We start from the raw sequence: 26,987 nt of genomic DNA on the forward strand, positions 1-26,987 counted from the left end.
CGGATGCGGATGTGCGGTCAGAGCGTGGGAGCGCGGAGCGTCGCGGCGACCTGCGCCAGCGACTCGTCGTCGCCGACGTTGCCGGCGAAGACGATGTAGGGGATGCCCGTCGCGGGGCCCGCGACGGGCTCCCAGAGCGAGACCAGGCCGGGCAGCATCGGTCCACGCACGACGGCGCGCCGGATGCCGAGGCCCTTCGACGCGACGTCGCTCGAGGTGATGCCGCCCTTCGCGATGACGAAGCGCGGGCGGACGCGGGCGAGCACGCCCTGCACCACGGCGACGACCGCAGCTGAGACGCGCCGGGAGATGTCGAGGCTCTCCTGCGGGTCGTCGGTGCGGCGGAGCGAGCGGCTGGTGTGCACGGCGACGTCGCCCTCCGCGAGCGCCGCGACCGCCTCGTCGACGAGCTCGGCGAGATGCGCGGGGGCGCGGTCGGGGTCGACGGCGCGGTCGACGTCGAGCTCGAGGGTCGCGCGGAGCGAGCCGGTCGCCGCGAGCCGCTCGAGCTGACGCGAGGTGAGGCCGACGTGCGAGCCGACGACGACGAGGCCGCCGCGGGACCGATCGGCCGCGTCGGATCCGCTCGGAAACACCTCGTCGGCGGTGAGCGGCGGGTGCACCGCCTGGCCGATGCGCGCCCGGACGAACGGCGGCCCGACCCGGTAGAGCACGCGGAGGCCCGCCTCCTCCGCCTGCGCGAGCCCGAGGGCCAGCAGCCGGAGGTCGTCCTCGGTGACGGCGTCGACGACCACCGGCACGCCGCCGCGGAGCGGAGCCAGCACTGCCGCGACCGCCTCGGCGCCCGCGCGGATCGTGTCGAGGCCGAGCGCGACGACCCGGTCGGCGAGCCACCGGCCGTCGGTCTTCTCCTCGACCCACTCGCGCAGGTCGGAGTGCGCGTAGCCGAAGGTCGAGTCGCGGGCGAACTCGGTCGCGGCGACCGGCTGGAGCCCGTCCGCGCCGCGCATGTAGTGGACACCGCCGATCGTCACCCGGCCGGCATCGGGGAAGGCGGGCACAAGGAGGACGGCGTCGACCGCGCCGTCGAGGGCGTCCGTGATGGTGTCGGTCTCGAGCGGGAAGTGCCCGCGCAGCGTCGAGTCGCCGCGGCTGACGAAGGCGACCGGGACCTCGAGGGAGCGGGCGGCGGCGAGCGCGCTCGCGACGATCTCGCGGTTGCGCTCGGCGGCGTCCTCGGGCGCGAGGCTCCGGGTGTTGCTGAGGACGTAGACGGCGGGCGCGCCGGTGGCGAGCGCCCAGCGGAGGTCCTCCTCCGCCCAGCTGGTCAGCACCGGCAGGTCGGCGACGGACTGCGTGCCGGTCGGGTCGTCGTCCAGCACGACCAGCACCGGCGTGCGCTCCGTCCGCGTGGCGGCGACGGCGGCGGCCTCGACCGGCACCTGCGCGGGGTACTGCTGCAGCAGCGTCGTCTCCGAGATCACCGGTACTCCTTCGTCCTGAGGTATCAGATATCTTACAAGCAGTCCGGCCTGTGGTGGAAGGGGCCGCCCTCCCCCGCAGAAGCCATCCCTCCCTTGCTGATCGAGCGGCCCGCGCAGCGGGCGCATCGAGATCCACCACCGTCTGCACGCCGGTCTGCAGACGACACTGCCGGCGGAGGGCGGGTCTCGATCCGCCCCTCCGGGGCTGCTCGACCAGCAGGTCCGCCGCGCAGGGGGCGTGCCCGCGCGAGTAGCCTCCGGGCATGACGAGCCCCCTCCCCGCCCGGCGGCACCTGCTCGAGGACCTGATCGAGCACGCCGCGCTCGACGACGTCGACATCGCGACGATGTTCGGCTCCCCCGCGATCCGGCACCGCGGGCGGATCGTCTGCTTCCTCGGCGCCGACGACCGGCTGATCGTGAAGCTGACGCGGCAGGACGCCGTCGAGCTGACCGGGCGCGGCGACGCCGACCCGGTCATGATGGGCAGGCGGACCCTCCGCGAGTGGGTGAGCGTGCCGCGCGAGTCTCCCGACACCGCGGCGCTGGAGCGCTGGCGACCGCACGTCGTCACCGCGCTCGGCTACGCGCGGGCCGCCCTCGCGGAGTCGGCGTCGGGACCGGAGGAGGCAGGGCCGTCGGACGTGGGGCCGGAGAGCACGTAGCGCCGCAGATCCTCGGCCGTCTGGGCGATGTGGTCGGCCATCGCCACGCGGGAGGCATCGGCGTCAGCAGCGCGGATCGCCTCGAGCACCGCGTGGTGCTTGGCCAGGGCGTTGCGCTGGATCTGCACCAGCGCGGAGGTCTGCTCGCGCTTGGCCCGCATCACCTTCGCGAGCGGCGCGAAGACGGCGGCGACGAAGACGTTGCCCGTCGCGGCGAGGATCACGTCGTGGAAGGCGATGTCGGCGGCGACGAAGGCGGCCAGGTCGCCGGCCTCGTGAGCGGCGGTCATCCGCGCCAGCTCCTCCTCCAGCCGCGCGAGGTCGGCGTCGGAGCGGCGGACCGCGGCCAGCGCCGAGGCGCCGGTCTCGATCATCTCGCGGACCTCGATCAGGTGCAGCGACGCCTCGGCGGAGTCCGTGCCGGAGGCGGTGGCCCGCAGGATCGGCTCGAGGTCGCTCCAGCGCGCGACCGGATTGACCGTGCCGCGCTTGCCCCGGCGCGCATCGATGACATTGAGGCCCTGGAGGCGGCCCAGCGCCTCGCGTATGGTCGCCCGGCTGACGTCGTGCGCGAGGGCCAGCTCGCCCTCGCTCGGCAGCTCGGAGCCGATCGGGATGCGGCCGGCGACGATCTCGTCGAGCAGCGCGTCCGCGACGGTCGCGACGAGGGACGGACGCGGCACGGGCCCCTCCTCGACTCCAGCACCGGCCGGGCGGCGGGCACCGGTTCAGGCTACCCGCGGTCGGGGCGGCGCCGCCGGAGGGCCAGAATGGATCTGCTCCGGCCGCCGATGCCCGCCGCACCCCACCCCCTTCGAGCATCGGAGTCCCGTGACCGCACCCACCGTCCCCGTCTTCCTCGACTGCGACACCGGCATCGACGACTCGCTCGCCCTCGCCTACCTGCTGCGCTCGCCGCTCGCCGAGCTCGTCGGCATCAGCACCGTCAGCGGCAACACCGACGCCCGCCAGGCCGCCGTGAACAGCCTCGGCCTGCTCGCCCTCGCCGGCCGGACGGACATCCCCGTCGCGATCGGCGCGCACGACTTCCTCGAGGAGCCCTACTCCGGCGGGTCCCCGCACGTGCACGGCGAGAACGGCATCGGCGGCGTGGTCCTGCCGGCCGGCGCGGAGCCGGTCGACGAGGACCCCGCGGACCTGCTGCTGCGCCTCGCCCGCGAGCACGGCGGCGAGCTGCGGCTGGTCGCGATCGGCCCGCTGACGAACCTCGCGCTCGCACTGCGCAAGCACCCCGAGCTGCCGTCGCTGCTGCACTCGGTGACCGTGATGGGCGGCGCGGGGCTCGCGCCGGGCAACGTGACCGCCGTCGCCGAGGCGAACATCTGGCACGACCCGGCCGCGGCCGCCGAGGTCGTCGCCGCGGACTGGGATCTCACGCTCGTCCCGCTCGACGTGACGATGAAGCACCTCCTGGACGAGGAGCAGCGCGACGTCCTGATCCGCTCCGCCGACCCGCTGGCGTCCGCGATCGGGCACGCGCTGGACTACTACTTCGACTTCTACGTCGGCCACTTCGGCGACCGGACCGCCGCACTGCACGACCCGATGGCGGCCGCCATCGCCGTCGGCGCCCTGGAGCTCACCTCCGCCCCGCGCGTCCCCGTCGAGGTCGACACCTCCTTCGGTCCCGGCCGCGGCCAGACCCTCCCCGACCTCCGCGGCCTCTACCGCGACGTCCACCCCGAGGGCGCCCGCACCCGCTTCGTCCTCGCGCTGGCGGAGCCTTTCGCCCCGCACCTCATCGACGTGATCACGGGCGCCTGAGCGCCTCCGCACTCCATGCTGATCGAGTAGCGCGCTCAGCGGGCGTCTCGAGATCCACCAGCACCCGAGGTCGAGTCTGCAGGCCTGCCGTGCGGACGACGGTGGGTCTCGCTACGCCTCTGCGGGGCTACTCGACCAGCAAAAAAGGCGGACCATCCCACGGACCGCGGACCTTCCTGCTGATCGAGTAGCGCGCACAGCGCGCGTATCGAGATCCACCAGCGCCAGAACGCGAGTCTGCAGACCCACCCAGCTGACGATGTCGGGTCTCGATACGCCCCTTCGGGGCTACTCGACCAGCATGAATGCGCCGACCGTCCTGCGTGCGGCGCTGCCGCCCCCAGGAGGAGCTCGTCGCGCAGCGACGGCCGTGCTCAAGCTCGTCGCGCAGCGACGGCTGTGCTCCCGAGTGCTCGTCGCGCAGCGGCCGCCGTGCTCATGAGGCTCGTCGCGCAGCGACGGCCCTGCTCCCGAGTGCTCGTCGCGCAGCGACGGCCCTGCCGCAAAGGCTCGTCGCGCAGCGACGGCTGTGTTCTTGAGGCTCGTCGCGCAGCGACGGCCCCGCCCCCGTCAGCACCGATCTGCGGGTGCTGGTGGGTGTGATCGCAAGGCGGAGGAGTGGTGCGTGGCGGCGCCACGGACCGCGACGACAACGCCGCGAGCGCGCCCACCAGCGCCCGCAGATCACATGCCGGTGTCGAGGCCGGAGTAGGCGTGAAGCCCCTTGAAGAAGACGTTGACGACGCCGAAGTTGAACATGACGGCGGAGAAGCCGATGATCGCGAGCCAGGCGGAGGGGGTGCCGCGCCAGCCGCGGGTGGCGCGGGCGTGGATGTAGCCGGCGTAGATGGTCCAGATGATGAAGGTCCAGACCTCCTTGGTGTCCCAGCCCCAGTAGCGGCCCCAGGCCTTCTCGGCCCAGACGGCGCCGGCGATGAGGGTGAAGGTCCAGAGGATGAACCCGATGATCGTGACGCGGTAGGCGAGGTTCTCGAGCGTCAGCGAGCTGGGCAGGGTGCGCAGGAAGCGGAGGACCGAGGGGGCGCTCTCGCCGCTGGTCTCCCTCCGCGACTGGAGCAGCTGGGTGACGGAGAGCGCGAAGCCGAGGGCGAAGAAGGCGGTGCCGAGGATCGCGACGAGCACGTGGATGACGAGCCAGTAGGACTGGAGGGCCGGCGGCAGCGGGACGACGTCGACGTAGTAGTTGACGGTCGCGACGCCGAGGAGGACCAGCACGAGGCCGGTGATGAACGCGCCGAGGAAGCGGAGGTCCCAGCGCAGCTGCACGGCGAGGAAGACGCCGATGATGAGGACGGTCCCGGTGATCGAGAACTCGTACATGTTGGCCCACGGCACCCGGCCGGCGGCGATGCCGCGGAGGACGGTGGCGCCGAGGTGCAGGACGAAGGCGAGGAGCGTGAGCGAGAAGCCGATCCGCATCGCCTTCGAGCGGGACGGTGCGTTGTACACCTCGTCCTCGACCCGGCTGCCGAGGCGGGAGAGCGTCGCGGTGCGTCCGTTGCCGCCGGCGGAGGCCGCTCCGGACGCGACGGTGGCCTTGCCGCTCGCCGCGCGGTCGGCGGCGGCGCTGGAGGCGACCCGCTCGGCCTCGCGCACGACCTCGATCGAGTCGCCGTCGGCGACCGACGAGCGCCGGGCCAGGTCGATGGCGAAGAAGATGAAGGCCAGGGCGTAGATGCCCATGGCGGAGTAGAGGCACAGCACGGAGTACTGCGAGAGGGTCTCGATCACCCCTCCAGGGTAAGCGACGGCGCCGTGAGGCGCCCCTGCACACATGCACAGGTTGGATCACTTGACCGCGGCCCCCGAGGAGTCCGGTGCCGGCCGCGTCAGGGCCGGCCGGCGTCGGAGCAGATCGACGTCGGGGCCGGCCCGCCTCAGGGCTGGTCGAGCGGCGCGTGTCGGTCGGCGATCGTCCGGACCGCGCGGGTCAGCTGCGGGTCCTCGCCGCGGGCGAGCCCGGCGTACTCGAGCGTCAGCCCGCCGTCGGCCCCGCTCGTCGCCTTCACCCACACCCGGCGCCGCGGCACGAACAGCGAGGTGAGCAGCCCCGCGAGCACGAGGATCGCGAAGAGCAGCACCCAGCCCTGGGTCGCGTCGTGGTGGATGTCGAACGAGGCGAAGCGCTTGACGCTGTCGGTGCCGACGACGGAGGGATCGGCTCCGACGTTGTCGAAGGTGACCGTGCCGAGGCCGTTGGGCAGCTCGGCGGAGTCGCCCGGCTTGAGCGTGATCGACGGCACCCCGGTCTGCCCGCCGGTGAGGCGGGTGAGCGAGTCGGTGTTCAGCACGTAGACCGAGGTCGGCACGCCGCCGTCGAGGCCGAGGTCGCCCTCGAAGACGTTGAGCGAGAGCACCGGGTACTGCAGGTCCGGGAAGATCGAGGTCGACGCTCCGGAGGCCAGCTCGTCCTGGGTCGGGTAGAAGAAGCCGGTGAGCCCCACCTGCTCGGCGAGGCCGTCGGTCACCTTGACGACGCCCACCGAGGTGAGGTTTGCGTCCTGCGGCAGGAACGGCACCGAGTCGGTGAAGATCGCCGTGCCCGAGGGGTCGCGCACCGTGATCGTCGGCGCGTAGCCGTTGCCGAGCAGGTAGACGTTGGTGCCGCCGACCGCGAGCGGGTCGTTGACCTTGATCGTCTCGTCGGAGGAGTCCCCGTCGCGCTGCGTGGTCGTCACGTGCGCCGTGAAGTCGACCGGCTGGCCGAGCGCCTGCTGGTTCTGCTCCTCGTACTGCACGTCGAGCGAGTCGAGGGTCAGCTGATACGGGTCGAGCTGGCTGCTGTCGAAGAACCGGCCCGGGTTGAAGGAGTCGTAGCCGGCCAGGTTGTTGGCGAAGCCCTGCGAGCCCTCGACCAGCACGCGCTGGCCGCTGTAGCCGAAGCCGCCGCCGATGCCGACGGCCAGGAGGATGCCGACCAGGGCGGAGTGGAAGACGAGGTTGCCGGTCTCGCGGAGGTAGCCGCGCTCGGCCGAGACGCTCGACCAGCGGCCGCGCGGGTCGTCGTGGCGCTCGGTGCGGTAGCCCGCCCGGCGCAGGACGGCCTGCGCGGAGGCGATCGCCTCCTCCTCGCTCGCTCCCTCGACCTCGCGGACGGTGTAGCCGGCCAGACGCTGCAGGCGCGCGGGGGTGCGCGGCGGGCGCGAGCGCATCGCCTCGAAGTGGTGCTTCGTCCGCGGGATGATGCAGCCGATCAGCGAGACGAACAGCAGCAGGTAGATGCTCGAGAACCAGGCCGAGGTGTAGGTGTCGAAGGCCTGGACCTTGTCGAGCAGCGGCGCGAGGTCCGGGTTGTCGACGAAGTACTGGGTGACGCCGTTGGGGTCGGAGGAGCGCTGCGGCACGAGCGAGCCCGGCACCGCCGCGATCGCGAGCAGCAGCAGCAGGAACAGCGCGGTGCGCATGCTGGTGAGCTGGCGCCACATCCAGCGGACCCAGCCGGTGAAGCCGAGGGTCGGCTGCGTGATCGACCCGTCGGAGTCGAAGTGGTCGGCGGGGCGGAAGGACGCGTCCGCCTTCCGCTGGGTCGCGTCGGTGCCTGCCGAGGCGTCGGTGCTCGAGTCGGACTCGGTGCTCGAGCCGGACTCGGTGCTCGACCCGGACTCAGAGCGCGGGCTGGAAGCCATTGATCACCTCGAAGAGTGCTCCGTAGACGAGGGTGTTCCACAGGCCCGTGACCATCAGGACTCCGATCAGGACGAGGGCGACGCCGCCGGCGATGTTGATGACGCGGATGTGGCGCTTCACGAACGCGAGGGTGGTGATCACCCAGCTGAAGCCGAACGCCACCAGGAGGAAGGGGATGCCGAGGCCGAGGCAGTAGACGACCGTCAGCAGCGCGCCGCGCCAGGGCGAGCCGGCGCCGTAGCTCAGGGCGAGGATCGACGTCAGCGTCGGGCCGAGGCAGGGCGTCCAGCCGACGCCGAAGACGATGCCGAGCAGCGGGGCGCCGATCAGCCCGGTCGCCGGGCGGAAGCCGGGACGGATCGTGCGCTGCAGGACGGAGAGCTGGCCGATGAAGACCAGCCCCATCGCGATGACGAAGACGCCGAGCACGCGGGTGATGACGTCGGCGTAGGCGCGCAGCCAGAAGCCGATCGAGCCGGCGGCGACCCCGAAGAGCACGAAGACCAGTGAGAAGCCGAGCACGAACAGCAGCACGCCCAGCACGATGCGGCGGCGGCCCCGGGCGGCGCGCTCGTCGGCGTCGGTGAAGCCCCCGACGTAGGCGAGGTACCCCGGCACGAGCGGGAGCACGCAGGGCGACGCGAACGAGACGAGCCCGGCCAGCAGCGCGATCGGCACCGCGAGGAGGAGCTGGCCGCTGATGACGACCTCGCTCACCGCGCTACTCCGACTCCGCGAGCGTGTCGCCCACGAGCGTCGAGAGGATCGACGCCTCCTGCAGCTGACCGAGGATGCGCGAGGCGACCCGGCCCTCCTTGTCGAGGACGATCGTGGTCGGCACCGCGTTCGGCGGGACGTCGCCGGTGAAGGCGAGCTGCACCGAGGAGTCGGTGTCGACGATCGAGGGGTAGCTGATGCCGTAGTCGGCGGCGAAGGAGGCGGCCGTCGGCGCCTGATCGCGCACGTTCACGCCGACGAACGAGACGTCCTGACCGGCGAACTCGCTGTTGACCTGCTCGAGGTCCGCCGCCTCGGCGCGGCAGGGAGCGCAGCTGGCGTACCAGAAGTTGACGACGACGACCCGGCCGGCGAGATCGGCCGAGTCGATGGTCTCGCCGTCCTCGTCGGTCCCGGTGAACTCGATCGCCTCGCCCCGCTGATCGACCGGGACCTCCGTGATCGTGCCGTCGCCGGAGATGAAGCCGTTGTTGGTGCCCTGCCGGTAGTCCTCGGCGAGCTTGTCGCGGGTGCAGCCGCTCAGCGCGAGGGCGCCGACGAGCACGAGCACGCCGAGCGCGCGGGTGCGGCGCATCAGACCGCTCCGACGTCGGTCGCGAGGCCCTGGAGGCCGGCCGCCGGGTCGGAGTAGCCGACCTCGACGAAGCGGTCGCCCCGGCGCTCGAAGGTGGTGATGCTCGACAGCGCGCAGCGGCGCTTGCGCGGGTCGTGGAAGAGCTTCTCCCCCGCGATCGCGCGGTGGGTGGTCCAGATCGGCAGCTGGTGGCTGACGAGCGCGGCGTCGCCGGAGGCCGTGCCCTGCCAGGCGGACTCGAGCGCCGCGTACATCCGCGCCGAGATGGAGAGGTAGGGCTCGCCCCAGCTGGGCTCGAAGGGGTTGCGGAGCAGAGGCCAGCTGCGCGGGTCCTTGAGCGCCGAGTTGCGGGCGGCGACGCGCTTGCCCTCGAAGCGGTTGGTCGGCTCGATCAGGCGAGCGTCGGTGACGATCTCGAGCTCGAAAGCCCGCGAGATCGGCTGAGCCGACTCCTGGGTGCGCTGCAGCGGCGAGGCGAACAGCGCCGTGACGGGCCGGCGGCGCTCGAGCAGGTCGTCGGCGGCGGCGCGCGCCATCCGGTTGCCCAGGTCCGAGAGCCGGAAGTGCGGGAGTCGCCCGTAGAGGACCCGGTCGGGGTTGAAGACCTCGCCGTGCCGCACGAGATGGATCTGATCGGCAACCACGAGCGTCAAGTGTACGGAACGCCGCGTGGAGGAACGCCGGGAATAGGGACGGCCGATCCGCACCTCTGCCGTGCCCGGCTGCGGCGGGCGGTCAGCGCCGCGCGCTCACCGCCGCGGAGAGCCGGCGGACCAGGGAGCCGGGCAGGTGGCGCACCACGCTGATCGGCACGCCGAACCTCCAGGAGGGGATCGAGACGACCGAGCCGCGCGCCACGTCGCGCAGGAACTCCTCGACCACCGCGTCCGCGTCGAGCCAGAGGAAGGAGGGGATCGAGGCGGTGTCCATCGCCGCGCGCTCGTGGAACTCGGTGCGCACCCAGCCCGGGCAGAGCGCCGCGGCCCGCACGCCCGTACCGCGCAGCTCGACCGCCAGCGACTGGGTGAAGGCCGTCGCCCAGGCCTTGATCGCCGAGTACGGCCCGAGGTTCACGAAGCCGGCGACGCTCGACACGGTGAGGATCGCCCCGCGCCTGCGGCCGACCATCGCCTGCGCCGCGGCGCCGGAGAGCACTGACACGGAGCGGACCATCACCTCGAACGCCTCGTCCTGCGCCGCGACGTCGGGCTCGGCGAAGCTGCCGTCGATCCCGAAGCCGGCGTTGTTGACCAGCACCCGGACGGGCCGCTCGGGGTCGACGAGCCGGACGCGCACCCGCTCGACGTCCTCGCGGTCGGAGAGGTCGGCGGGCAGCACCTCGACGTGCGGGGCGCCGAGCGCGCGGAAGGCGGCGGCCGCCTCCTCGAGCCGGCCCCGGTCGCGGGCGACGAGGACGAGGTCGAAGCCCCGGCGGGCGAAGGCGCGCGCGAAGGCGGCCCCGATGCCCGTGGACGCTCCGGTGATCAGTGCGGTGCTCATGCGGGCGACGCTACCGCGCCGCGGACCGCCGACCGGCCGGCACCGCGGCGCACGGCTCGCCCGCCGACAACCGCCCGTCCCGCATCGTCGCGACGCGGTCGAGTCGCGGGAGGTGCGCCTCCTCGTGCGTCACCAGGAGCGTCGCGGTCCCGCGCTCGCGGGTGAGGCGGACGATCAGGTCGACGATCGCCGCGCCGCGCTCGGTGTCCAGGGCGCTCGTCGGCTCGTCGACCAGCAGCACCGACGGTGCGTTCATCAGCGCGCGGGCGATGTTCACCCGCTGCCGCTGACCGCCCGAGAGCTGCGCCGGGCGGGCGTGGGCGCGGTCCGCGAGGCCGACCTCCGCGAGCAGCTCGTCCGCCCGCGCCGTCGCCGAGCTCCGCCGCCGGTCGCCGAGCCGGTCCATCACCAGCAGCTGCTCTCGGGCGGTCAGCGCGGGCAGCAGGTTCGCCTGCTGGAAGACGATGCCGATCCGCGAGCGGCGCAGCCGGGCCGCCCCCGCCCGGGACAGGCGCGACACGTCGTCGCCGTCGATCAGCACGCGGCCGGAGTCCGGGCGGATCAGCGTCGCCGCCAGGGCGAGCAGGCTGGACTTGCCGGAGCCGCTCGGGCCGGTCAGCCCGGTCACGGTCCCCGGCCGGCACTCGAGGTCGGCCCGGTCGACGGCGGTGAGGCGCGAGCCGCCGTCGTCGAAGGTGAGGGTGGCGTCGTGCAGTTCGATCATCGTGCGCTCCCGAGTGCGGTGAGGGGGTCGGTGGAGACGACGGCGCGCAGGGCCGCGGCGGCGCCGAGCAGTCCCAACGCGATCATCAGCGCGGCCGGGGCCAGCGTGGTCACGGGGCTGAGCAGGAACGGCAGGGCGGTCCCGGCCAGGCTCCCGAGCCCGACCACGGCGAGCAGCCCCGCCCCTGTCCCGGCGATCAGCACGACGAGGGCCTGGCCGAGGGAGTCCCGGAGGAGGGAGCGCGTCGAGGCGCCGAGGGCCTTCAGGACGGCGATGTCGCCGGAGCGCTGCATCGTCCAGACCGTGAAGAACGCGCCGACGACCAGCGCGGCGATCCCGAAGAGCATCGCGACCATCAGCAGCAGCGAGCCGATCTCGGAGCGGAACGACCCGATCGCGGTGAGCGCGGCGAGCGGAGCGCGCGAGACCGTGCCGGTCGCCGCCTCCCCCGCCGCCCAGTCCGGCGAGCCGCGCACCGCGAGGACGGTCGCGTCGGCCGGTGTGCCGAGCGAGGCCGCGAGCGCCTGCCAGGCGGCGAGCGGGAGGCGGACGACGGGCGTGTGGCTGTACCAGTCGTCGCCGCCGATCGAGGAGACGACAGCGGAGGTGCCCGCGATGCTCACGGTGTCGCCGACTCCGACGCCGAGCGCTCTCGCCGCCGGCGCCGAGAGCGCGATGCCGCCCGGGTCGGCCGGCGCCCCGAGCGCCGCGTCGACGCCGAGGACGGCGACCGCGACGCGCGCACCGCCCGCCTCCGCCCGGGCCTGCAGCACGCCGAGCGGCTCGACGGACGCGACGCCCGGCAGCGCCGCCCACTCCGCCTCCTGCTGCGCGGTGACCGAGGAGTCGGCGAACGAGGGTGCGTCGGCGCCGGCCGAGAAGACGAGGCGGTCGGCGGGGACGCCGAGCACCGCCGAGACATTCTGCAGGGCCAGACCGCCGGTCAGGCCGGAGAGGAACCCGACCAGGAGGGTGAGCAGCGCGACCACCGCGCCGATGAGCAGGAATCGGCCGCGTGCGGAACGCAGCTCGCGCCAGGCGACGAACACGGGGACCTCCAGGGAGTCGATGCCGCGGGGATCGGCGGCCCCTCCAGCCTGGAAGCGGCGCGCATCCGGCGCATCGTGCGGTCGACCGGGGGCGCCGCCCGCTCTTCGAGGGACGGCCGCCTCCTCCTTTCGCACGATGACAGGCAGCCCCGCGGTGCGTAGCGTTCCCCCGTGCCGCACACTCCGCTCGCCCCCGTCCTGACGGGACTGCGCGCGGGACTGCACCTCCTGGTCGGCGGTCTGCTCGCCCTCGTCGCCGTGCGCACGCTCGTCGAGCCCGGCCCGCGCACTCCGGCGGTGCTCCTGCTCTGCCTCCTCCTGCTCGGCGCGTACCTCGCCGGGCCGCGCTGGACGGCCCGCTCGCGCCGCCGCGGGATGCTGTGGCTCGCGGGAGTGACCCTCGCCTGGGCCGCTCTCGTCCTGCTCGAGTCCGACGCCGCCTACCTCGCGTTCCCGCTGTTCTTCCTGGCGATGCACGTGCTGCCCCCGCGAGCGGCGATCGCCGCGGTGCTCGGCCTCACGGGCATCGCCGTCGCGGCCCTCGGCTGGGACGGCCGCTGGAGCATCGGCGGGGTCGTCGGCCCGGTGATCGCCGCCGGGATCGCGATCCTGATCGGCCTCGCCGCGCGCGCCCTCGCCCGGGAGGCGCGCGAGCGGGAGGAGCTGCTCGCCGAGCTGCTCGCCACCCGCGACCGGCTCGGGGCGAGCGAGCGCGCGGCCGCCGTCGCCGAGGAGCGCTCGCGACTGGCCCGCGAGATCCACGACACCGTCGCGCAGGGCCTGTCCAGCATCCAGATGCTGCTGCACGCGGCCGAGCGGGCGGACCCCGGACGGCCGGGCATCGAGCACATCCGTCTCGCCCGGGAGACGGCCGCCGCCGATCTGCACGAGACCCGGCGCTTCATCCGCGAGCTCGCCCCGCCCGCGCTCGACGACGAGAGCATCGACGGAGCGCTGCGGCGACTGGCCGCCACGCACTGGGAGCGCTCGGGAGTCGTCGTCACGGTCGACGCCGAGGACGGCCGCGCGCTGCCGATGCAGACGCAGACGGCGCTGCTCCGGCTCGCCCAGGGCGCGGTGGCGAACGCGCTGCAGCACTCGGGAGCGAGCACGGTCGCGCTGACGCTCCGCAGCGACGGACGCACCGCCCGCCTCGAGATCGCCGACGACGGGGCCGGCTTCGATCCCGAGGCGGACACCCCCTCGGCCCGGCCGGACTCCTTCGGTCTGCGGGCGATGCGCGAGCGGGCCGAGCAGCTCGGCGGGCGGCTGGACCTCGACTCCTCGCCGGCCGGGACGACGGTCCGCGCCGAGCTCCCCGTGGGAGGCGCCGCGTGATCCGCGTGCTCCTCGTCGACGACCACCCCATCGTCCGCGCCGGGCTGCGCGCGCTGATCGGCGCGGAGGACGGTCTGACCGTGGTCGGCGAGGCCGGCTCCCCCGCGGAGGCGATCGACGCCGCCGCCCGCCTGCACCCGGACGTGGTGCTGATGGACCTGCGTTTCGGCGCCGACCGCGAGACCGGCGTCGACGCGACGCGGGCGCTGCGGGCCTCGGCCGCCCCGCCCTCGGTGCTCGTCCTCACGACCTACGACACCGACGCGGACATTCTGGGGGCCGTCGAGGCCGGCGCGAGCGGCTACCTGCTCAAGGACGCGCCGCCCGAGGACCTGCTGGCCGCGATCCGAGCCGCCGCCGCGGGTGAGAGCGCGCTCGCCCCCGCGGTCGCCGCGCGGCTGTTCGAGCGCCTCCGCTCCCCCTCCCCGCGCCTCAGCACCCGCGAGACCGAGGTGCTCGCCCTCGTCGCCCAGGGCCTCAGCAACACCGAGGTCGCCGCCCGGCTGTTCGTGACCGAGACCACCGTCAAGTCGCACCTCGCGCACGTGTTCGCGAAGCTCGGCGTCGCCTCCCGCACCGCGGCGGTCTCGGCGGCGCGCCGCCAGGGGATCGTGCGCTGAGCCGTCCGCTCCCGGAGGCTTCCCGCGACACTCGCGGAGCGGCGATCCGTTGACACCGCCCTGCGCGGCTCCTTAGTGTGTGCTCAGATTGAAGCGCTTCAGGACTTCGATCGACTCAATGGTGAGGATCAGCACATGCAACTGAAGCCCCTGCGACCGACGAACATGCCACGCCCCGCGCGCCGGCGGGGACGGTGGGCGCTCGTCGCCGCCACCGCGCTCGCCCTGACCGCTCCGACCCTCGTCGGCGCGACCGCCCCCGCCGCCGCCGTCGACTGCTCGAGCGTCCCGTGGATGGACGCCTCGAAGACCCCGGAGCAGCGCGCCGACGCGCTGCTCGCCGCGAGCTCGCCGCAGCAGAAGTACCGCTGGCTGGTGGAGCAGCCCGCCAACGCGCCTCAGCAGACGGTCTTCTCCGGGGTCGAGTACCCGGTGCAGGTGCCGTGCACCCCGCTCGTCACGTACACCGACGGCCCCGACGGGGTCCGCTTCACCGAGGGCGTGACCGCCTTCCCCGCGCCGATCTCGGTCGCCGCGACCTGGAACACGGCGCTCGCCGAGCAGAAGGGCGCGGCCCAGGGCGCCGAGGCCTTCGACAAGGGCAAGAACGGCGTGCTCGGCCCCGGCCTGGCCGGTGGGCGCGACCCGCGCTCCGGACGCACGCCGGAGTACTTCGGCGAGGATCCGCTGCTCACCGGTCTGCTCACGGCCGCGACCGTGAACGGCCTCGAGGACGGCGACCCGGACAAGCCGGTGATCTCGGACCTCAAGCACTACGTCGCGAACGAGCAGGAGCTCGACCGGCAGACCAGCTCCTCGAACGTCGACGAGCGCACGCTCAAGCAGGTCTACGAACTGCCGTTCGAGATCGCCCTGAGCAAGAGCTCGCCCGAGAGCGTCATGTGCTCGTACAACCAGATCAATGGCGTCTACGCCTGCGAGAACCCGCTGCTGACCACGAACCTCAAGGACGACCTCGGCTTCGACGGCTACGTGGTCTCGGACTTCGGTGCCGTGCACTCGACGGCGGCCTCGCTCGTCGCCGGACTCGACCAGGAGCTCAACCGGCCGCGCTTCTACACTCCCGCCCTGCTCGACGCCGCGCTCGCGGCCGGCGAGATCACCCAGGGCCACATCGACGCGGCGGCGAAGCGGGTCATCGCTGCCTACGTGCGCGGCGGGCTCTTCGACAACCCGGTGCCGACGACCCCCGTGGCGGACGCCTCCACCGCGGAGCACAAGGCCGTCGCCCGGACGCTCGCGGAGCAGGGCACGGTGCTGCTCAAGAACGACGGCGTCCTGCCCCTCTCGGTCGAGAAGGGCGCCACGATCGCCGTCATCGGCGCGACGGCGTCGAGCACGGTCACCGACGGGATCAGCGCCGCCTCGGTCTGCAGCATGGCCTGGCGCTTCAACAACGCCGGCACGCTGAACTGCGAGGACCTGGTCTCCCCCGAGACCGCGATCCGCGAGCGGGCCGCCGCGGCCGGCGCGAGCGTCGTCTTCGACCCGGGCACCGATCCGGCGAGCGCCGCCGCGACCGCCGCAGCCGCCGACGTCGCGATCGTGTTCGGCTACCAGCGGATGGGCGAGTTCGACGACCTGGCCGACCTGCGCCTGGCCGACAACGGCGACGCGCTGATCGAGACGGTCGCCGCCGCGAACCCCGCGACCGTCGTGGTGCTGAACACCGGCTCCGCGGTGGAGATGCCCTGGCTCGACAGCGTCTCGGGCGTCTTCGAGGCCTGGTACGGCGGCGAGCAGGTCGGCCCGGCACTCGCGGGCCTGCTCTTCGGCGACGTGAACCCCTCGGGCAAGCTGCCGATGACGTTCCCGAAGTCGCTCGCGGACGTCCCCGCGAGCACCCCCGCGCAGTACCCCGGCGTCTTCGCCGACGGATCGACGGAGCGCCCCGCGGGGAGCACCGAGATCCGCCAGGTCGACTACGCCGAGGGACTGGCCGTCGGCTACAAGTGGTACGAGTCGCAGGGGATCGAGCCGCTCTTCGCGTTCGGCCACGGCCTCTCCTACACGACCTTCGACTACGCGAAGGCGAAGCTGACGCCGAAGATCACGTTCGACAGGTCAGCCGAGTTCGGCATCAAGGACATCGGGATCGACATCTCCTTCCGCGTGACGAACTCGGGCGACCGGGCGGGCACCGAGGTCGCGCAGGCGTACCTCACCCTCCCGAGCTCGACCGGCGAGCCGGCGCAGCGCCTCGTCGGCTTCGAGCGGGTGACCCTGCAGCCCGGCGAGTCGAAGACCGTGAAGGTCTCGCTCTCGGCGAAGGACGTGGCCGACCTGCGCCTCCTGCAGTACTGGGATGTGAAGAGCGACTCCTGGGTCGCCGCCCGCGGCACGTATACCGTGTCGGTCGGCGGCTCCGTCGACGCGTCGCGCACGACGACGGTGCGCATCCCCTAGGCGCTCGCGCCACCACGGCCCGCGGTCGGGATCGCTCCCGGCCGCGGGCCTCGCCGTGCCGGGCGCGCTGATACCGTGACCTCCGACCGCCGGACGGCGGACGCGACGGAGGCAGGGATGACCGCGGCAGAGAGCTCGCCCGCGCGGCGCCCGCCCGCCCGCATGCAGGACGTCGCCAGCCTGGCGGGAGTCGCGCTCGGAACCGTCTCGAACGTGGTGAACCGTCCGCTGCTGGTCGCGCCGGCGACGCGCGAGCGGGTGCAGCGGGCGATCGACGAGCTCGGCTTCACGCCCAACCGCGCAGCCCGCGCGCTGGCCGCGGGGACGAGCAGCACCGTCGGCTTCGTCGTGATCGACCTCAGCAACTCCTTCTTCCTGGACATGGCGCGCGGTGCCGAGCACGCCGCCGAGGCCGCGGGAATGAGCGTCGTGCTCGGCAACGCCGACATGCGCGCGGCCAAGCAGGGCACCTACCTCGACCTCTTCACCGAGGAGCAGGTCGCCGGGATCCTCCTGGCCCCACTGCCGGGGACGGCGCCCGACGTCGTCGCCGAGCGCCGCGGCGGGCGACGGGTCGTGCTGCTCAACGACGCCGCCGTCGACGGAGCCTGCACGGTCAGCGCGGACGACGAGCACGGCGGATACCTCGCCGCGCGGCACCTGATCGACCTCGGTCGCCGCCGGCTCGCCTTCGCCGGTGACCCGAGCATCGCGAACCCCGTCCGCGAGCGCCTGCGGGGGGTCGAGCGCGCGATCGCCGAGACGAACGGCGCAGTCTCGCTCGAGCTGGATCCGACCGCCGAGGTGCAGGTGGAGGACGGCCGCCGCTTCGGCCACCTGATCGCCGCCCGCGCACCGGAGGATCGCCCGGACGGCATCGTCGCAGCGGCGGACCTGCTCGCGCTCGGCATCGTGCAGTCGATCCTGTCGGAGTCGGACATCCGGCTCCCGGTCGATCTCGCCATCACCGGCTACGACGACAACCGCTCCGCCTGGGACAGCCTCGTGCCGATCACGACCCTGGCTCAGCCCGGCGAGGCGATGGGGGCGGCCGCGATCCGGCTGCTGCTGGACGAGCTGCTGCACGGGCCGGAGCACGAGCACCGGCACGAGGTGCTCGAGCCGACGCTGATCGTCCGCGGCAGCACGGTCGAGGGAGCCCGCGGCAGCCGCTGACCGGCGCCGACGGGGCGCCCGCGGCGGGCCCCGAGTAGACTCCCCTACCGTGACCGACGAGACCCGCCTCCCCCGAACCACCGTCAGCAAGCTCGCCGCGCTCGAGGACGGGCCGGTGCGCGTCGCCGGCTGGGTCGAGACCGTGCGCGATCAGAAGAAGGTGCAGTTCGTCGTCCTCCGCGACGAGTCCGGCGCCGTGCAGCTGGTGAACCCGGCCGTCCGCGAGGCGGTCGAGGGCGACGACGCCTCCGCCGCGAAGCTCGCGATCACCGAGGCGATCTCCGGACTCGCGCAGGGCTCGTTCGTGAGCGTGACCGGTCAGCTCAAGCACGACGAGCGCGTCAAGCTCGGCGGCCTCGAGGTCAAGCTCGAGTCGCTCGAGATCGTCAGCGCGTCGATCCCCGAGGCGCCGATCGCGGCCGACTCCGGCATCGACAAGCGGATGGACTGGCGCTTCCTCGACCTCCGCCGCCCCGAGCAGAACCTCATCGCCCGGGTGCAGACCACGTTCGAGCACGCGCTGCGCACGTACTGGATCGAGCACGACTTCATCGAGATCCACACCCCGAAGCTGATGGCGAGCGCCTCCGAGTCGCGCGCCGAGCTCTTCGAGGTCGAGTACTTCGAGACCAAGGCGTACCTCGCGCAGAGCCCGCAGTTCTTCAAGCAGATGGCGCAGCCGGCCGGCTTCGGCAAGGTCTTCGAGGTCGGGCCCGCGTTCCGCGCCGACCCGAGCTTCACCTCCCGGCACGCGACCGAATTCACGAGCGTCGACGCCGAGGTCTCCTGGATCGACTCGCACGAGGACGTGATGGAGCTGCACGAGCAGCTGATCGTCGCCGGCCTCACCGCGGTCGTCGAGAAGCACGGCGAGGCGATCAAGGCGCTCTTCGACATCGACCTGCGCGTGCCGACCACGCCGTTCCCGCGCATCCCGCTCGCCGAGGCCAAGCGGATCGTCGCCGAGCGCGGCTACGAGGTGCCCCGCGCCGACGACGACATGGACCCCGAGGGCGAGCGCCGCATCGCGGCCTACGTGCAGGAGGAGTTCGGCCACGACTTCGTCTTCCTGACCGACTACGCCTCGAGCATCCGGCCGTTCTACCACATGCGCCGCGAGGGCGACGGGACGATCACCAACAGCTACGACCTCATCTACAACGGCGTCGAGATCTCCACCGGAGCGCAGCGCGAGCACCGCGTCGACGTCCTCGTCGAGCAGGCGCGCGAGAAGGGCCTGGAGCCGGAGGAGCTCGAGTTCTACCTCGACTTCTTCCGCTACGGCGTCCCCCCGCACGGCGGCTTCGGCATGGGCCTCTCCCGCGTGATCATGCTGATGCTCGGCCAGGCCAACCTCCGCGAGGTCACCTACCTCTTCCGCGGCCCCACGCGCCTGCTGCCGTAGGCGCCGGAGTCTCGCCCCATGCTGATCGAGTAGCCCTCGCAGAGGGCGTATCGAGATCCACCCACCGGACGACGGCGGGTCTCGATACGCCGCTGCGCAGCTACTCGACCAGCAAGAAGGCGCGCACGCGTTCACTTCATGCTGCAAGCGCAGGCGTCCGTTTCATGCTGATCGAGTAGCCCTCGCAGAGGGCGTCAGCGGGGCAGGCGCTCGTACGGGACGCGGCGGCTGAGCCAGGCGAGCAGGCCGGCGACGAGCGCCGCGACCGCCGCGGGGACGAGCAGCAGCCAGAGCGCCGACGTGACCGCGACGAGCGCGAGCGCCACCGCGGCGACGCCGGCGCCGATCGCGAAGTTCCAGCGCACGTCCGTCGCCACCCCGGCCTCCGGTCGCGCCCACAGCACGACGAGCGCCGTCGCGATCGGGCCGAGCAGCAGCCCGAGCACGAACCAGCGCCAGCGCGAGCGGCCCTTCTGTTCCGCGAGACCGGCCGTGACGATCGCGAGTCCGAACCAGAGCCAGCCCGAGTCCTGGGTGAGAGTCATGCCCGGAGCCTACGGCGCGGGCAGGATCATCAGGTCGAGGTAGTCGGTCAGGCAGGCCACCATGTCGACCGCGTCGTTCTCCAGCAGCCACTGCAGCTGGATGCCGTCCCAGAGCGCGATGATCGACGCGGCGACCCGGTCCGGATCCGCGCCCTCGCGCAGCCGGCCCGCGGCGCGCAGCTCCCGGAGCTGGCCGGCGTAGTCCGCGCGCAGCCGCTGGAAGCGCGACGCGAAGAAGTCGCGCCCCGGGTGCTCGTCGGTCGTCGACTCCCCGCAGAGCACCGCGTAGAGCTCGATCACGCCGGGCGCCGTCTCGTTGTAGCGGGTCTGGCGGACGATGCCCTCGACGAGCCCCTCCTCAGGATCGACGGGCGTCGAGCCGTCGCCGGTGATCCGGTCGCGGTGCTGCAGCACGGCCAGCAGCAGATCGGTCTTCGACGGGAAGTAGTGCAGCAGGCTCGTCTGGCTGAGCCCGACCCGGTCGGCGACGTCCTGCAGCGAGCCGCGGGCGTAGCCGCGGGCGGCGAAGACCGCGTGCGCCGCCTCGATGATCGCGCGCCGGCGCTCGGCCGACTTCGCGTAGGGGCCGCGGCGCGCGCTCCGGGTGGTGCCCGCCTCCGCCATCGGCCGCTCCTCGCCCTCGAAGTGCCGGCTGCGCAGCCGGTCGATCGCCCAGCGTAGCGCGCGCTCGGAGCGACCGAGCGGTGCCCTCCACCAATTTCGAGTACGCACTCGAAATTGTGGTAGCGTCCGGATCAGCCGGGCGGACTGGTCCCGGACTCCACCACGATGAAGTGAGGGACACATGCATCCGTTCACCCGGCGACAGCTGCTCGCCGCGGGCCTCGGCACCGCGGCACTCGGCGGCCTCACCGCCTGCTCCACGCCCGGCACCGTCTCGGTCAACGCCGGCGCGGCGATCCCGGCGGCCAGTGGGCCGATCCGGCTCCAGTACTGGGCCTGGCTCAAGGACCTGCAGAAGGTCTGCGACGTCTGGAACGCCTCGCACCCCGAGGTCCAGGTCGACGCGGTCTGGATCCCCGGCGGCAACGCCGGCGGCTATCAGAAGCTCTACTCGGCCCTCGCGGCCGGCGGCGGCCCCGATCTCGGCCAGGTCGAGATGCGCTCGCTCCCCGAGTTCCTGCTGGTCAATGGCCTCGTCGACCTCAACCGCTACGGCGCCGAGGAGTACGCCGACCGCTACGACCCCACTCTCTGGGGCCAGGTCAGCTACACCGGCGGCGTCTACGGGATCCCGCAGGACAGCGGCCCGATGGCGCTGTTCTACCAGCCGGAGATCTTCGACAGCGTCGGCGCCGAGACGCCCACCACCTGGGACGACTGGGCCGCGGTCGCGACCGAGCTGCGCGGCGTCGACTCCTACCTCGACTGCTTCCCGCTCGCCGACGCCTCGGTGTTCGCCGCCTTCGCCACGCAGGCCGGCGCGCAGTGGCTGAAGGCGGAGGAGGACGGCTGGGTCATCGACATGACCGACGAGGCCACCACGAAGGTCGCCGCCTTCTTCGACTCCGCGATCGACCAGGACCTGGTCGAGGTCGGCTACGGCGCCTACTCCCCCGCCTGGTTCGCGGCCGCCGCGAACGGCGGGATCGCCTCCTGCACCACGGCGAGCTGGGGCGACGCCCTGATCGAGGGCGTCAGCGGCGGCGCCGGCAAGTGGCGCGCGGCGCCGATGCCGGTCTGGGAGGGCACGGGCTACGGCTCGAGCTTCCTCGGCGGCTCGACGGCCGCGGTCTTCGCGAACAGCAAGCACCCGAAGGAGGCGCTCGAGTTCGCCGTCTGGATGACCACCACGCAGGAGGGCATCGACGCGATGATCGCCAACAGCGGCATCGGCTGGTCCCCGGCGGTCGGCGAGATCGGCTCGGTCCGGAAGGGCCCGAGCGACTTCTTCAGCGGCCAGAACTACAACGAGGACGTCTTCGTCCCCGCCGCGACGGAGCAGAACCCGGACTGGTCCTGGTGGCCGGTCACGCAGCAGTCGTTCAACATCCTCAGCGACGGCTTCCGCAAGAAGGCGTCCGGGCTCTCGCTCGTCGACGCCGTCGCACAGGCGGAGCAGCAGATCATCACGGTCTTCCAGAACAAGGGCCTCAGCATCAGGAAGGCCTCCGCATGACCACCACGACATCCCCCGCCGCCGCCGCGGTCGCCGCCACCTCGAAGGCGCCCGGCGCCTCGAAGCGGCGCCGCTCCGTCACCCGCGCCCCGTGGATCCTGCTGGCGCCGTTCCTGGCGCTCTTCGTCCTCACCTTCATCATCCCGATCGTCGTCGCCATCGGCTCGAGCTTCACGAAGGTGACCCGCTCGGGCCTCTTCGGCGAGGCGGGCGTGACCAGCGGCTTCGCCGGCTTCGACAACTACGCCCAGGCCCTCGCCGACGGCAACTTCATCGCGTCGATCGGCCGGATGTTCCTCTTCGGCATCGTGCAGGTGCCGATCATGATCGCGCTCTGCACGGTGCTCGCGCTGATGCTCGAGTCCGCCTCCGCGCGCTTCCCCGGCTTCTTCCGCGCCGCCTACTTCCTGCCCTACGGCGTGCCCGGCGTCATCGCCACGATCCTGTGGTCCTTCCTCTACGTGCCCGGGCTCAGCCCGATCATCGACGCCGCGAACGTGGTCGGCCTCGACCCCGACTTCCTCGGCGCGAACTCGGTGCTCTGGTCGATCGCGAACATCTCGCTCTGGAGCTACACCGGCTACAACATGCTGATCATCGTCGCTCAGCTGAAGTCGATCCCGGTCGAGCTCTACGAGGCCGCGAAGGTCGACGGAGCGTCCACCTGGCGGGTCGCGCGGAGCATCCAGCTCCCGCTGATCCGCCCGGCCCTGGTGCTCACGACGATCTTCTCGATCATCGGCACGCTCCAGCTCTTCGCTGAGGCGCAGGTGCTGAAGACGGTCGCGCCCGCGATCGACAGCCAGTACACGCCGAACCTCAGCGCGTACACCACCGCCTTCGCCTACAACGACTACAACGTCGCCGCCGCGCAGGCCGTGCTGATCGCGCTCGTCGCGTTCGCCCTCTCCTTCACGTTCCTCTCGATCTCGAACAGGAAGTCCTCATGAGCACGACGGAGCGCGCCACCGCCGATGCGCCCACGACCACCGGCATCGTCACCGCGGAACGGCCCGCGAAGGCCGGCCGCGGCCCCGACCGCTCGGCCGGGCGCAACCGCGCCTCGACGATCATCGTCACCGCGATCCTCGTCGTCGTCGCGATCTACTTCCTGATCCCGGTCTACTGGGTCGTCGTCGCCGCGACGAAGACCACCGGCGACCTCTTCGCCACCTACGGCTTCTGGTTCGCGCCGACCTTCGCGCTCTGGGACAACCTGGGCCAGGTGCTGACCTACGACGGCGGCATCTTCGTCCGCTGGTTCCTCAACTCCGTGCTCTACGCCGGCGTCGGTGCGCTGCTCGCGACCTACCTCGCGGCCGCGGGCGGCTACGCGCTGGCGAAGTACGAGTTCAAGGGCAGCAAGCTGGTCTTCGGCACGATCCTCGCGGGCGTCCTCGTCCCCGGCACCGCCACCGCGCTCCCGCTGTTCCTGCTCTTCAGCCAGATGGGCATCGCGAACACCTACTGGAGCGTGCTGATCCCCTCGCTGGTCTCACCGTTCGGCCTCTTCCTCTGCCGGATCTACGCGCAGGCGACGGTCGACACGGCCATCATCGAGGCCGCCAGGATCGACGGCGCGAGCGAGCTGCGGATCTTCCACACCCTCGGGCTGCGGATCCTCACCCCGGCGCTGGTCACCGTGTTCCTCTTCCAGCTGGTCGGGATCTGGAACAACTACTTCCTGCCGCTCGTGATGCTCTCGGACACCGAGCTCTTCCCGATCACCCTCGGCCTGAACAACTGGCTCAGCCAGGTGGACCGGCTGCCCGAGTTCTACGAGCTCACGACCGGCGGCGTCCTGCTGTCGATCATCCCGCTCGCCATCGCCATGATCGTGCTGCAGCGCTTCTGGCGCGGCGGCCTGACCGAAGGATCCGTCAAGTGACCCTCGCCCCGACGTCCTCCCACTACCTCACCGACACCGGCCCCGGCTCCGGCCGGCGCCGCGCCGCCCGCTCGTGGCTGCACACCGACGCACCGACGCTCTCGCTCGACGGGGACTGGCGCTTCCGCCTGCTCCCCGCCGCGCCGGGCACGCCCGGCGGCGCCGACGCGCTGCCCGAGGGCGAGGGGGTGGACGACGTCGGGGCCGAGTCCTTCGACGACTCCGGCTGGGACGTGCTGCCCGTCCCGTCGCACTGGGTCCTCCAGGGCGACGGGCGCTACGGACTCCCCGCCTACACGAACGTGCAGTTCCCGTTCCCGACCGAGCCGCCGTTCGTCCCGGACGAGAACCCGACCGGCGACCACCGCCGCAGCTTCGAGCTGCCGGAGTCCTTCGCCGGCGCCGAGGCGGTCGTGCTCCGCTTCGACGGCGTCGAGTCGCGCTACCGCGTCTGGGTCAACGGCGTCGAGATCGGCATCGGCTCGGGCAGCCGGCTCGCGCAGGAGTTCGACGTCACCGAGGCGGTGCGGCCGGGTGAGAACCTCGTCGTCGTCCGCGTGCACCAGTGGTCCGCCGCGAGCTACGTCGAGGACCAGGACCAGTGGTGGCTGCCGGGCATCTTCCGCTCGGTGCACCTGATCGCCCGCCCGGTCGGCGGCGTCGAGGACGTCTTCGTGCGCGCCTCCTTCGCCGCCGGCGCGGGCCGGATCGAGACCGAGCTGACGGCGGGCGACACGGCCTTCCCGGTCACCCTCCGCGTCCCCGAGCTCGGCATCGAGACGGTCTGGGCGAGCGCCGGCGACGTCGCTCCGATCGAGGTGCCGTCCGTCGAGCCGTGGTCGGCGGAGGTGCCCCGCCTCTACGACGCCGAGGTCGCCTCCTCGGGCGAGACGGTCTCGCTCCGCCTGGGCTTCCGCACCATCGAGATCCGCGGCGACCGCTTCCTGGTCAACGGCGAGCGCGTCGTCTTCCACGGCGTCAACCGCCACGAGACGCACCCCGACCGCGGCCGCGCCTTCGACGAGGACTTCGCCCGCGCGGACCTCGCGATGATGAAGCGGTTCAACGTCAACGCGATCCGCACCAGTCACTACCCGCCGCACCCGCGCCTGCTCGACCTCGCCGACGAGCTGGGCTTCTGGGTGATCCTCGAGTGCGACCTCGAGACCCACGGCTTCGAGCGCCACGGCTGGAAGGGCAACCCCAGCGACGACCCGGCCTGGCGCGAGGCGTACCTCGACCGGATCGAGCGCACCGTCGAGCGCGACAAGAACCACCCGAGCATCGTGATCTGGTCCCTCGGCAACGAGGCCGGCACCGGGGCGAACCTCGCCGCCATGTCGTCCTGGGTGCACGGCCGGGACCCCGCGCGCCCCGTGCACTACGAGGGCGACTACACCGGCGCCTACACCGACGTCTACTCGCGGATGTACTCATCGATCCCCGAGACGGAGCAGATCGGCCGCGACGACTCGCGCACGCCGCTGCTCGGCTGCTCGGCCGGCGAGTCGGCGCGCCAGCGCTCGAAGCCGTTCCTGCTCTGCGAGTACGTGCACGCGATGGGCAACGGGCCCGGAGCGATCGACCAGTACGAGGACCTCGTCGACCGCTACCCGCGGCTGCACGGCGGCTTCGTGTGGGAGTGGCGCGACCACGGCCTGCGCGCCCGCACGCCCGAGGGCGTCGAGTACTACGCCTACGGCGGCGACTTCGGCGAGGTCGTGCACGACGGCAACTTCGTGATGGACGGCATGGTCCTCTCCGACGGCACGCCGAGTCCGGGGCTGTTCGAGTGGAAGCAGATCGTGGCGCCGGTGCGCGTCACGGTCGAGCCCGACGCCGTGCTGGTCGAGAACAGGCGTCACGACGCGTCGACCGCCGACCTGCGCTTCGCATGGCGGGTCGAGCTCGACGGCCGGGTCACCGCGGAGGGCGTGCTCGACGCTCCCGCGATCGCGGCCGGCGACTCCGTGCGCCTGGCGCTGCCCGTCTTCGATGTGCCGACCGGCGGCGAGGCGTGGCTGACCGTCGACGCGGCGCTCGCGTCGAGCACCGTCTGGGCCGAGGAGGGGCACGTGATCACCACCGGTCAGCGCCGTCTCTCCGCGCTCGCACCGATGCCTGCTTGGGCCCGCTCGCCCCGCGACGGCGCTTCCGTCGAGGGCGCTCTGGGGCTCGCGAGCTTCCGGAACGGCCGGCTCACCGCGCTGGCCGGGCTGGCGGTCGACGGACCGCGCGCCGAGCTCTGGCGCGCCCCGACCGACAACGACGAGGGCGACGGCTTCCCCGCCTATACCGAGGGCGACCCGCGCACCGGCAACGGCAACGGCGTGCCCGCGCCGTCCTCCGCGTCGCGCTGGCGCGAGGCGGGACTCGACCGGCTGGTCGGCCGGGTCGAGTCGGTCGACACCTCGGCGGGAGTCCGCCGGCGCACCCGCTGGTCCGCCGCCGACCTCGACGCGGCACTCCTCGTCGAGGAGCAGTGGAGCCTCGACGGCGACGGGGTCGTCCTCCGGGTCGACCTGGTGCCGACCCGCGGCTGGGGCTCGGTCTGGCCGCGGCTCGGCATCCGGCTCGACCTCCCGGCGTCGGTCGACGGCGCGGAGTGGTTCGGCACCGGTCCGCGGGAGTCGTACCCCGACAGCATGCGCGCGACCAGGGTCGGCCGCTTCTCGGCCGGCATCGACGAGCTGAAGACGGAGTACGCGCGCCCGCAGGAGAACGGTCACCGCAGCGCCGTGCGGGAGCTGGTCCTCAGCGAGGGCGGGTCCGCTCGCCTGCGCATCGAGGCGGCGGCCGACCTGCACGGCCGGCTCCCCGGCTTCACGCTCGCGAGCCACACCGCGCACGAGCTGACGGCGGCGGGTCACCCGCACGAGCTGCCCGCCTCGACCCGCTCGGTGCTCACGATCGACGCCGCCCAGCACGGCCTCGGCTCGCGCGCCTGCGGCCCCGACGTCTGGCCCGACTTCCAGCTGCGCCCGGAGGCCCGCACGATCCTGCTGCGCTTCACCGCCGCCGCCTGACCGCGCACCGGGCCCCGCTCATGCTGATCGAGTAGCCCGCGCAGCGGGCGTATCGAGATCCACCACCGTCAGAACCCGGGTCTGCAGACCAACCGTGCTGACGACGGCGGGTCTCGATACGCCCCTGCGGGGCTACTCGACCAGCATGGGTAGGCCCCTGCGGGGCTGCCCGACCAGCAGGAAAGGTGCCGGCTCGGCGAGCGGAGCCGACGCCCTCTTCCGGACATGTCCGCAAGCGGCGCTTGCGGCGGGGAGGCCCGACTCCGGACACTGGGGACTGCCTGGTCGGCGCAG

Annotated in this window: 23 protein-coding genes; 11 read left to right on the forward strand and 12 right to left on the reverse strand. The window is 72.7% G+C overall.

Annotated features, from left to right (window positions below):
* Positions 1-17: 17 nt before the first annotated feature.
* Positions 18-1,445 carry a four-carbon acid sugar kinase family protein gene (locus EDF22_RS13265; protein ID WP_260303451.1) on the reverse strand — a complete coding sequence of 476 codons (1,428 nt, stop codon included), beginning with the start codon at positions 1,443-1,445 and terminating at the stop codon, positions 18-20.
* A gap of 263 nt (positions 1,446-1,708) precedes the next feature.
* Here EDF22_RS13265 and EDF22_RS13270 point away from each other — a divergent pair, with 263 nt between their 5' ends.
* On the forward strand, positions 1,709-2,110 hold the full coding sequence (locus EDF22_RS13270; protein ID WP_123705347.1) for a hypothetical protein: 402 nt from the start codon (positions 1,709-1,711) through the stop codon (positions 2,108-2,110).
* Here EDF22_RS13270 and EDF22_RS13275 read toward each other — a convergent pair.
* On the reverse strand, positions 2,029-2,793 hold the full coding sequence (locus tag EDF22_RS13275; protein ID WP_123705348.1) for a FadR/GntR family transcriptional regulator: 765 nt from the start codon (positions 2,791-2,793) through the stop codon (positions 2,029-2,031). The two genes, EDF22_RS13270 and EDF22_RS13275, sit on opposite strands and share 82 nt — an antisense overlap.
* 148 nt (positions 2,794-2,941) lie before the next feature.
* Here EDF22_RS13275 and EDF22_RS13280 point away from each other — a divergent pair, with 148 nt between their 5' ends.
* Entirely contained in the window at positions 2,942-3,895 is a 954-nt protein-coding gene (locus EDF22_RS13280; RefSeq protein ID WP_123705349.1) for a nucleoside hydrolase, read from the forward strand.
* A 684-nt stretch (positions 3,896-4,579) separates the two neighbouring features.
* Here EDF22_RS13280 and ccsB read toward each other — a convergent pair.
* The 8 genes from ccsB to EDF22_RS13320 form a co-directional block, all read right to left on the reverse strand.
* Complete coding sequence (ccsB, locus tag EDF22_RS13285; RefSeq protein ID WP_397460163.1) at positions 4,580-5,647, reverse strand: c-type cytochrome biogenesis protein CcsB; 1,068 nt, start codon at positions 5,645-5,647, stop codon at positions 4,580-4,582.
* A 146-nt stretch (positions 5,648-5,793) separates the two neighbouring features.
* On the reverse strand, positions 5,794-7,542 hold the full coding sequence (locus EDF22_RS13290; protein WP_123705350.1) for a cytochrome c biogenesis protein ResB: 1,749 nt from the start codon (positions 7,540-7,542) through the stop codon (positions 5,794-5,796).
* Positions 7,520-8,260 carry a cytochrome c biogenesis CcdA family protein gene (locus EDF22_RS13295; RefSeq protein WP_123705351.1) on the reverse strand — a complete coding sequence of 247 codons (741 nt, stop codon included), beginning with the start codon at positions 8,258-8,260 and terminating at the stop codon, positions 7,520-7,522. The genes EDF22_RS13290 and EDF22_RS13295 overlap by 23 nt, the downstream gene beginning before the upstream one ends.
* A gap of 4 nt (positions 8,261-8,264) precedes the next feature.
* Entirely contained in the window at positions 8,265-8,855 is a 591-nt protein-coding gene (locus EDF22_RS13300) for a TlpA disulfide reductase family protein (RefSeq protein WP_123446604.1), read from the reverse strand.
* Positions 8,855-9,499 carry a histidine phosphatase family protein gene (locus EDF22_RS13305; protein ID WP_123705352.1) on the reverse strand — a complete coding sequence of 215 codons (645 nt, stop codon included), beginning with the start codon at positions 9,497-9,499 and terminating at the stop codon, positions 8,855-8,857. The genes EDF22_RS13300 and EDF22_RS13305 overlap by 1 nt, the downstream gene beginning before the upstream one ends.
* A gap of 91 nt (positions 9,500-9,590) precedes the next feature.
* Positions 9,591-10,355, reverse strand: a complete 765-nt coding sequence (locus EDF22_RS13310; RefSeq protein ID WP_123705353.1) for an SDR family oxidoreductase — start codon at positions 10,353-10,355, stop codon at positions 9,591-9,593.
* A gap of 10 nt (positions 10,356-10,365) precedes the next feature.
* Positions 10,366-11,079 carry an ABC transporter ATP-binding protein gene (locus EDF22_RS13315; RefSeq protein WP_123705354.1) on the reverse strand — a complete coding sequence of 238 codons (714 nt, stop codon included), beginning with the start codon at positions 11,077-11,079 and terminating at the stop codon, positions 10,366-10,368.
* Entirely contained in the window at positions 11,076-12,128 is a 1,053-nt protein-coding gene (locus tag EDF22_RS13320) for an ABC transporter permease (RefSeq protein ID WP_123705355.1), read from the reverse strand. The genes EDF22_RS13315 and EDF22_RS13320 overlap by 4 nt, the downstream gene beginning before the upstream one ends.
* A 171-nt stretch (positions 12,129-12,299) precedes the next feature.
* Here EDF22_RS13320 and EDF22_RS13325 point away from each other — a divergent pair, with 171 nt between their 5' ends.
* The 5 genes from EDF22_RS13325 to aspS all read left to right on the forward strand — a co-directional run bounded on the left by EDF22_RS13325 (position 12,300) and on the right by aspS (position 19,094).
* The gene (locus EDF22_RS13325; protein ID WP_123705356.1) at positions 12,300-13,466 is read left to right on the forward strand and encodes a sensor histidine kinase; all 1,167 of its coding nucleotides are present in this window, start codon (positions 12,300-12,302) and stop codon (positions 13,464-13,466) included.
* A complete protein-coding gene (locus EDF22_RS13330; RefSeq protein WP_123705357.1) occupies positions 13,463-14,086 on the forward strand; it encodes a response regulator transcription factor in 624 nt (207 codons plus the stop codon). Before EDF22_RS13325 ends, EDF22_RS13330 begins: the two co-directional genes overlap by 4 nt.
* Positions 14,087-14,221: 135 nt before the next feature.
* On the forward strand, positions 14,222-16,513 hold the full coding sequence (locus EDF22_RS13335; protein WP_221180926.1) for a glycoside hydrolase family 3 C-terminal domain-containing protein: 2,292 nt from the start codon (positions 14,222-14,224) through the stop codon (positions 16,511-16,513).
* A gap of 117 nt (positions 16,514-16,630) precedes the next feature.
* Complete coding sequence (locus EDF22_RS13340) at positions 16,631-17,689, forward strand: LacI family DNA-binding transcriptional regulator (RefSeq protein WP_123705358.1); 1,059 nt, start codon at positions 16,631-16,633, stop codon at positions 17,687-17,689.
* Between the two features lie 49 nt (positions 17,690-17,738).
* Positions 17,739-19,094 carry an aspartate--tRNA(Asn) ligase gene (aspS, locus tag EDF22_RS13345; protein WP_243615965.1) on the forward strand — a complete coding sequence of 452 codons (1,356 nt, stop codon included), beginning with the start codon at positions 17,739-17,741 and terminating at the stop codon, positions 19,092-19,094.
* A 194-nt stretch (positions 19,095-19,288) separates the two neighbouring features.
* On the opposite strand, the gene EDF22_RS13350 is transcribed toward aspS, so the two are convergent.
* Positions 19,289-19,639 (reverse strand): hypothetical protein, encoded by a 351-nt coding sequence (locus EDF22_RS13350; protein WP_123705359.1) that lies wholly within the window; start codon positions 19,637-19,639, stop codon positions 19,289-19,291.
* Positions 19,640-19,648: 9 nt separating this feature from the next.
* The gene (locus EDF22_RS13355) at positions 19,649-20,263 is read right to left on the reverse strand and encodes a TetR/AcrR family transcriptional regulator (protein WP_123446612.1); all 615 of its coding nucleotides are present in this window, start codon (positions 20,261-20,263) and stop codon (positions 19,649-19,651) included.
* 181 nt (positions 20,264-20,444) lie between these two features.
* Here EDF22_RS13355 and EDF22_RS13360 point away from each other — a divergent pair, with 181 nt between their 5' ends.
* From EDF22_RS13360 to EDF22_RS13375, 4 genes are read left to right on the forward strand one after another with little or no spacing between them, the layout of a single operon-like run.
* Positions 20,445-21,779: an ABC transporter substrate-binding protein gene (locus EDF22_RS13360; RefSeq protein ID WP_123705360.1), complete on the forward strand. Its 1,335-nt coding sequence runs from the start codon at positions 20,445-20,447 to the stop codon at positions 21,777-21,779.
* Positions 21,776-22,729 (forward strand): carbohydrate ABC transporter permease, encoded by a 954-nt coding sequence (locus tag EDF22_RS13365; RefSeq protein ID WP_123705361.1) that lies wholly within the window; start codon positions 21,776-21,778, stop codon positions 22,727-22,729. The genes EDF22_RS13360 and EDF22_RS13365 overlap by 4 nt, the downstream gene beginning before the upstream one ends.
* Positions 22,726-23,667 carry a carbohydrate ABC transporter permease gene (locus EDF22_RS13370; RefSeq protein WP_123705362.1) on the forward strand — a complete coding sequence of 314 codons (942 nt, stop codon included), beginning with the start codon at positions 22,726-22,728 and terminating at the stop codon, positions 23,665-23,667. Before EDF22_RS13365 ends, EDF22_RS13370 begins: the two co-directional genes overlap by 4 nt.
* On the forward strand, positions 23,664-26,693 hold the full coding sequence (locus tag EDF22_RS13375) for a glycoside hydrolase family 2 TIM barrel-domain containing protein (protein ID WP_123705363.1): 3,030 nt from the start codon (positions 23,664-23,666) through the stop codon (positions 26,691-26,693). Before EDF22_RS13370 ends, EDF22_RS13375 begins: the two co-directional genes overlap by 4 nt.
* Positions 26,694-26,987: the final 294 nt, after the last annotated feature.

The sequence above is a fragment of the Rathayibacter sp. PhB127 genome (genome assembly GCF_003751665.1).
Taxonomy (GTDB): domain Bacteria; phylum Actinomycetota; class Actinomycetes; order Actinomycetales; family Microbacteriaceae; genus Rathayibacter; species Rathayibacter festucae.

Excerpts from the sequence above, each read along its gene's own strand:
- EDF22_RS13335 (WP_221180926.1), top strand. The coding sequence starts at position 14,222 with ATGCAACTGAAGCCCCTGCGACCGACGAACATGCCACGCCCCGCGCGC.
- EDF22_RS13270 (WP_123705347.1), top strand. The coding sequence starts at position 1,709 with ATGACGAGCCCCCTCCCCGCCCGGCGGCACCTGCTCGAGGACCTGATC.
- EDF22_RS13360 (WP_123705360.1), top strand. The coding sequence starts at position 20,445 with ATGCATCCGTTCACCCGGCGACAGCTGCTCGCCGCGGGCCTCGGCACC.
- EDF22_RS13370 (WP_123705362.1), top strand. The coding sequence starts at position 22,726 with ATGAGCACGACGGAGCGCGCCACCGCCGATGCGCCCACGACCACCGGC.
- EDF22_RS13365 (WP_123705361.1), top strand. The coding sequence starts at position 21,776 with ATGACCACCACGACATCCCCCGCCGCCGCCGCGGTCGCCGCCACCTCG.
- EDF22_RS13340 (WP_123705358.1), top strand. The coding sequence starts at position 16,631 with ATGACCGCGGCAGAGAGCTCGCCCGCGCGGCGCCCGCCCGCCCGCATG.
- EDF22_RS13315 (WP_123705354.1), bottom strand. The coding sequence starts at position 11,079 with ATGATCGAACTGCACGACGCCACCCTCACCTTCGACGACGGCGGCTCG.
- EDF22_RS13355 (WP_123446612.1), bottom strand. The coding sequence starts at position 20,263 with ATGGCGGAGGCGGGCACCACCCGGAGCGCGCGCCGCGGCCCCTACGCG.
- EDF22_RS13310 (WP_123705353.1), bottom strand. The coding sequence starts at position 10,355 with ATGAGCACCGCACTGATCACCGGAGCGTCCACGGGCATCGGGGCCGCC.
- EDF22_RS13300 (WP_123446604.1), bottom strand. The coding sequence starts at position 8,855 with ATGCGCCGCACCCGCGCGCTCGGCGTGCTCGTGCTCGTCGGCGCCCTC.
- EDF22_RS13350 (WP_123705359.1), bottom strand. The coding sequence starts at position 19,639 with ATGACTCTCACCCAGGACTCGGGCTGGCTCTGGTTCGGACTCGCGATC.
- EDF22_RS13290 (WP_123705350.1), bottom strand. The coding sequence starts at position 7,542 with ATGGCTTCCAGCCCGCGCTCTGAGTCCGGGTCGAGCACCGAGTCCGGC.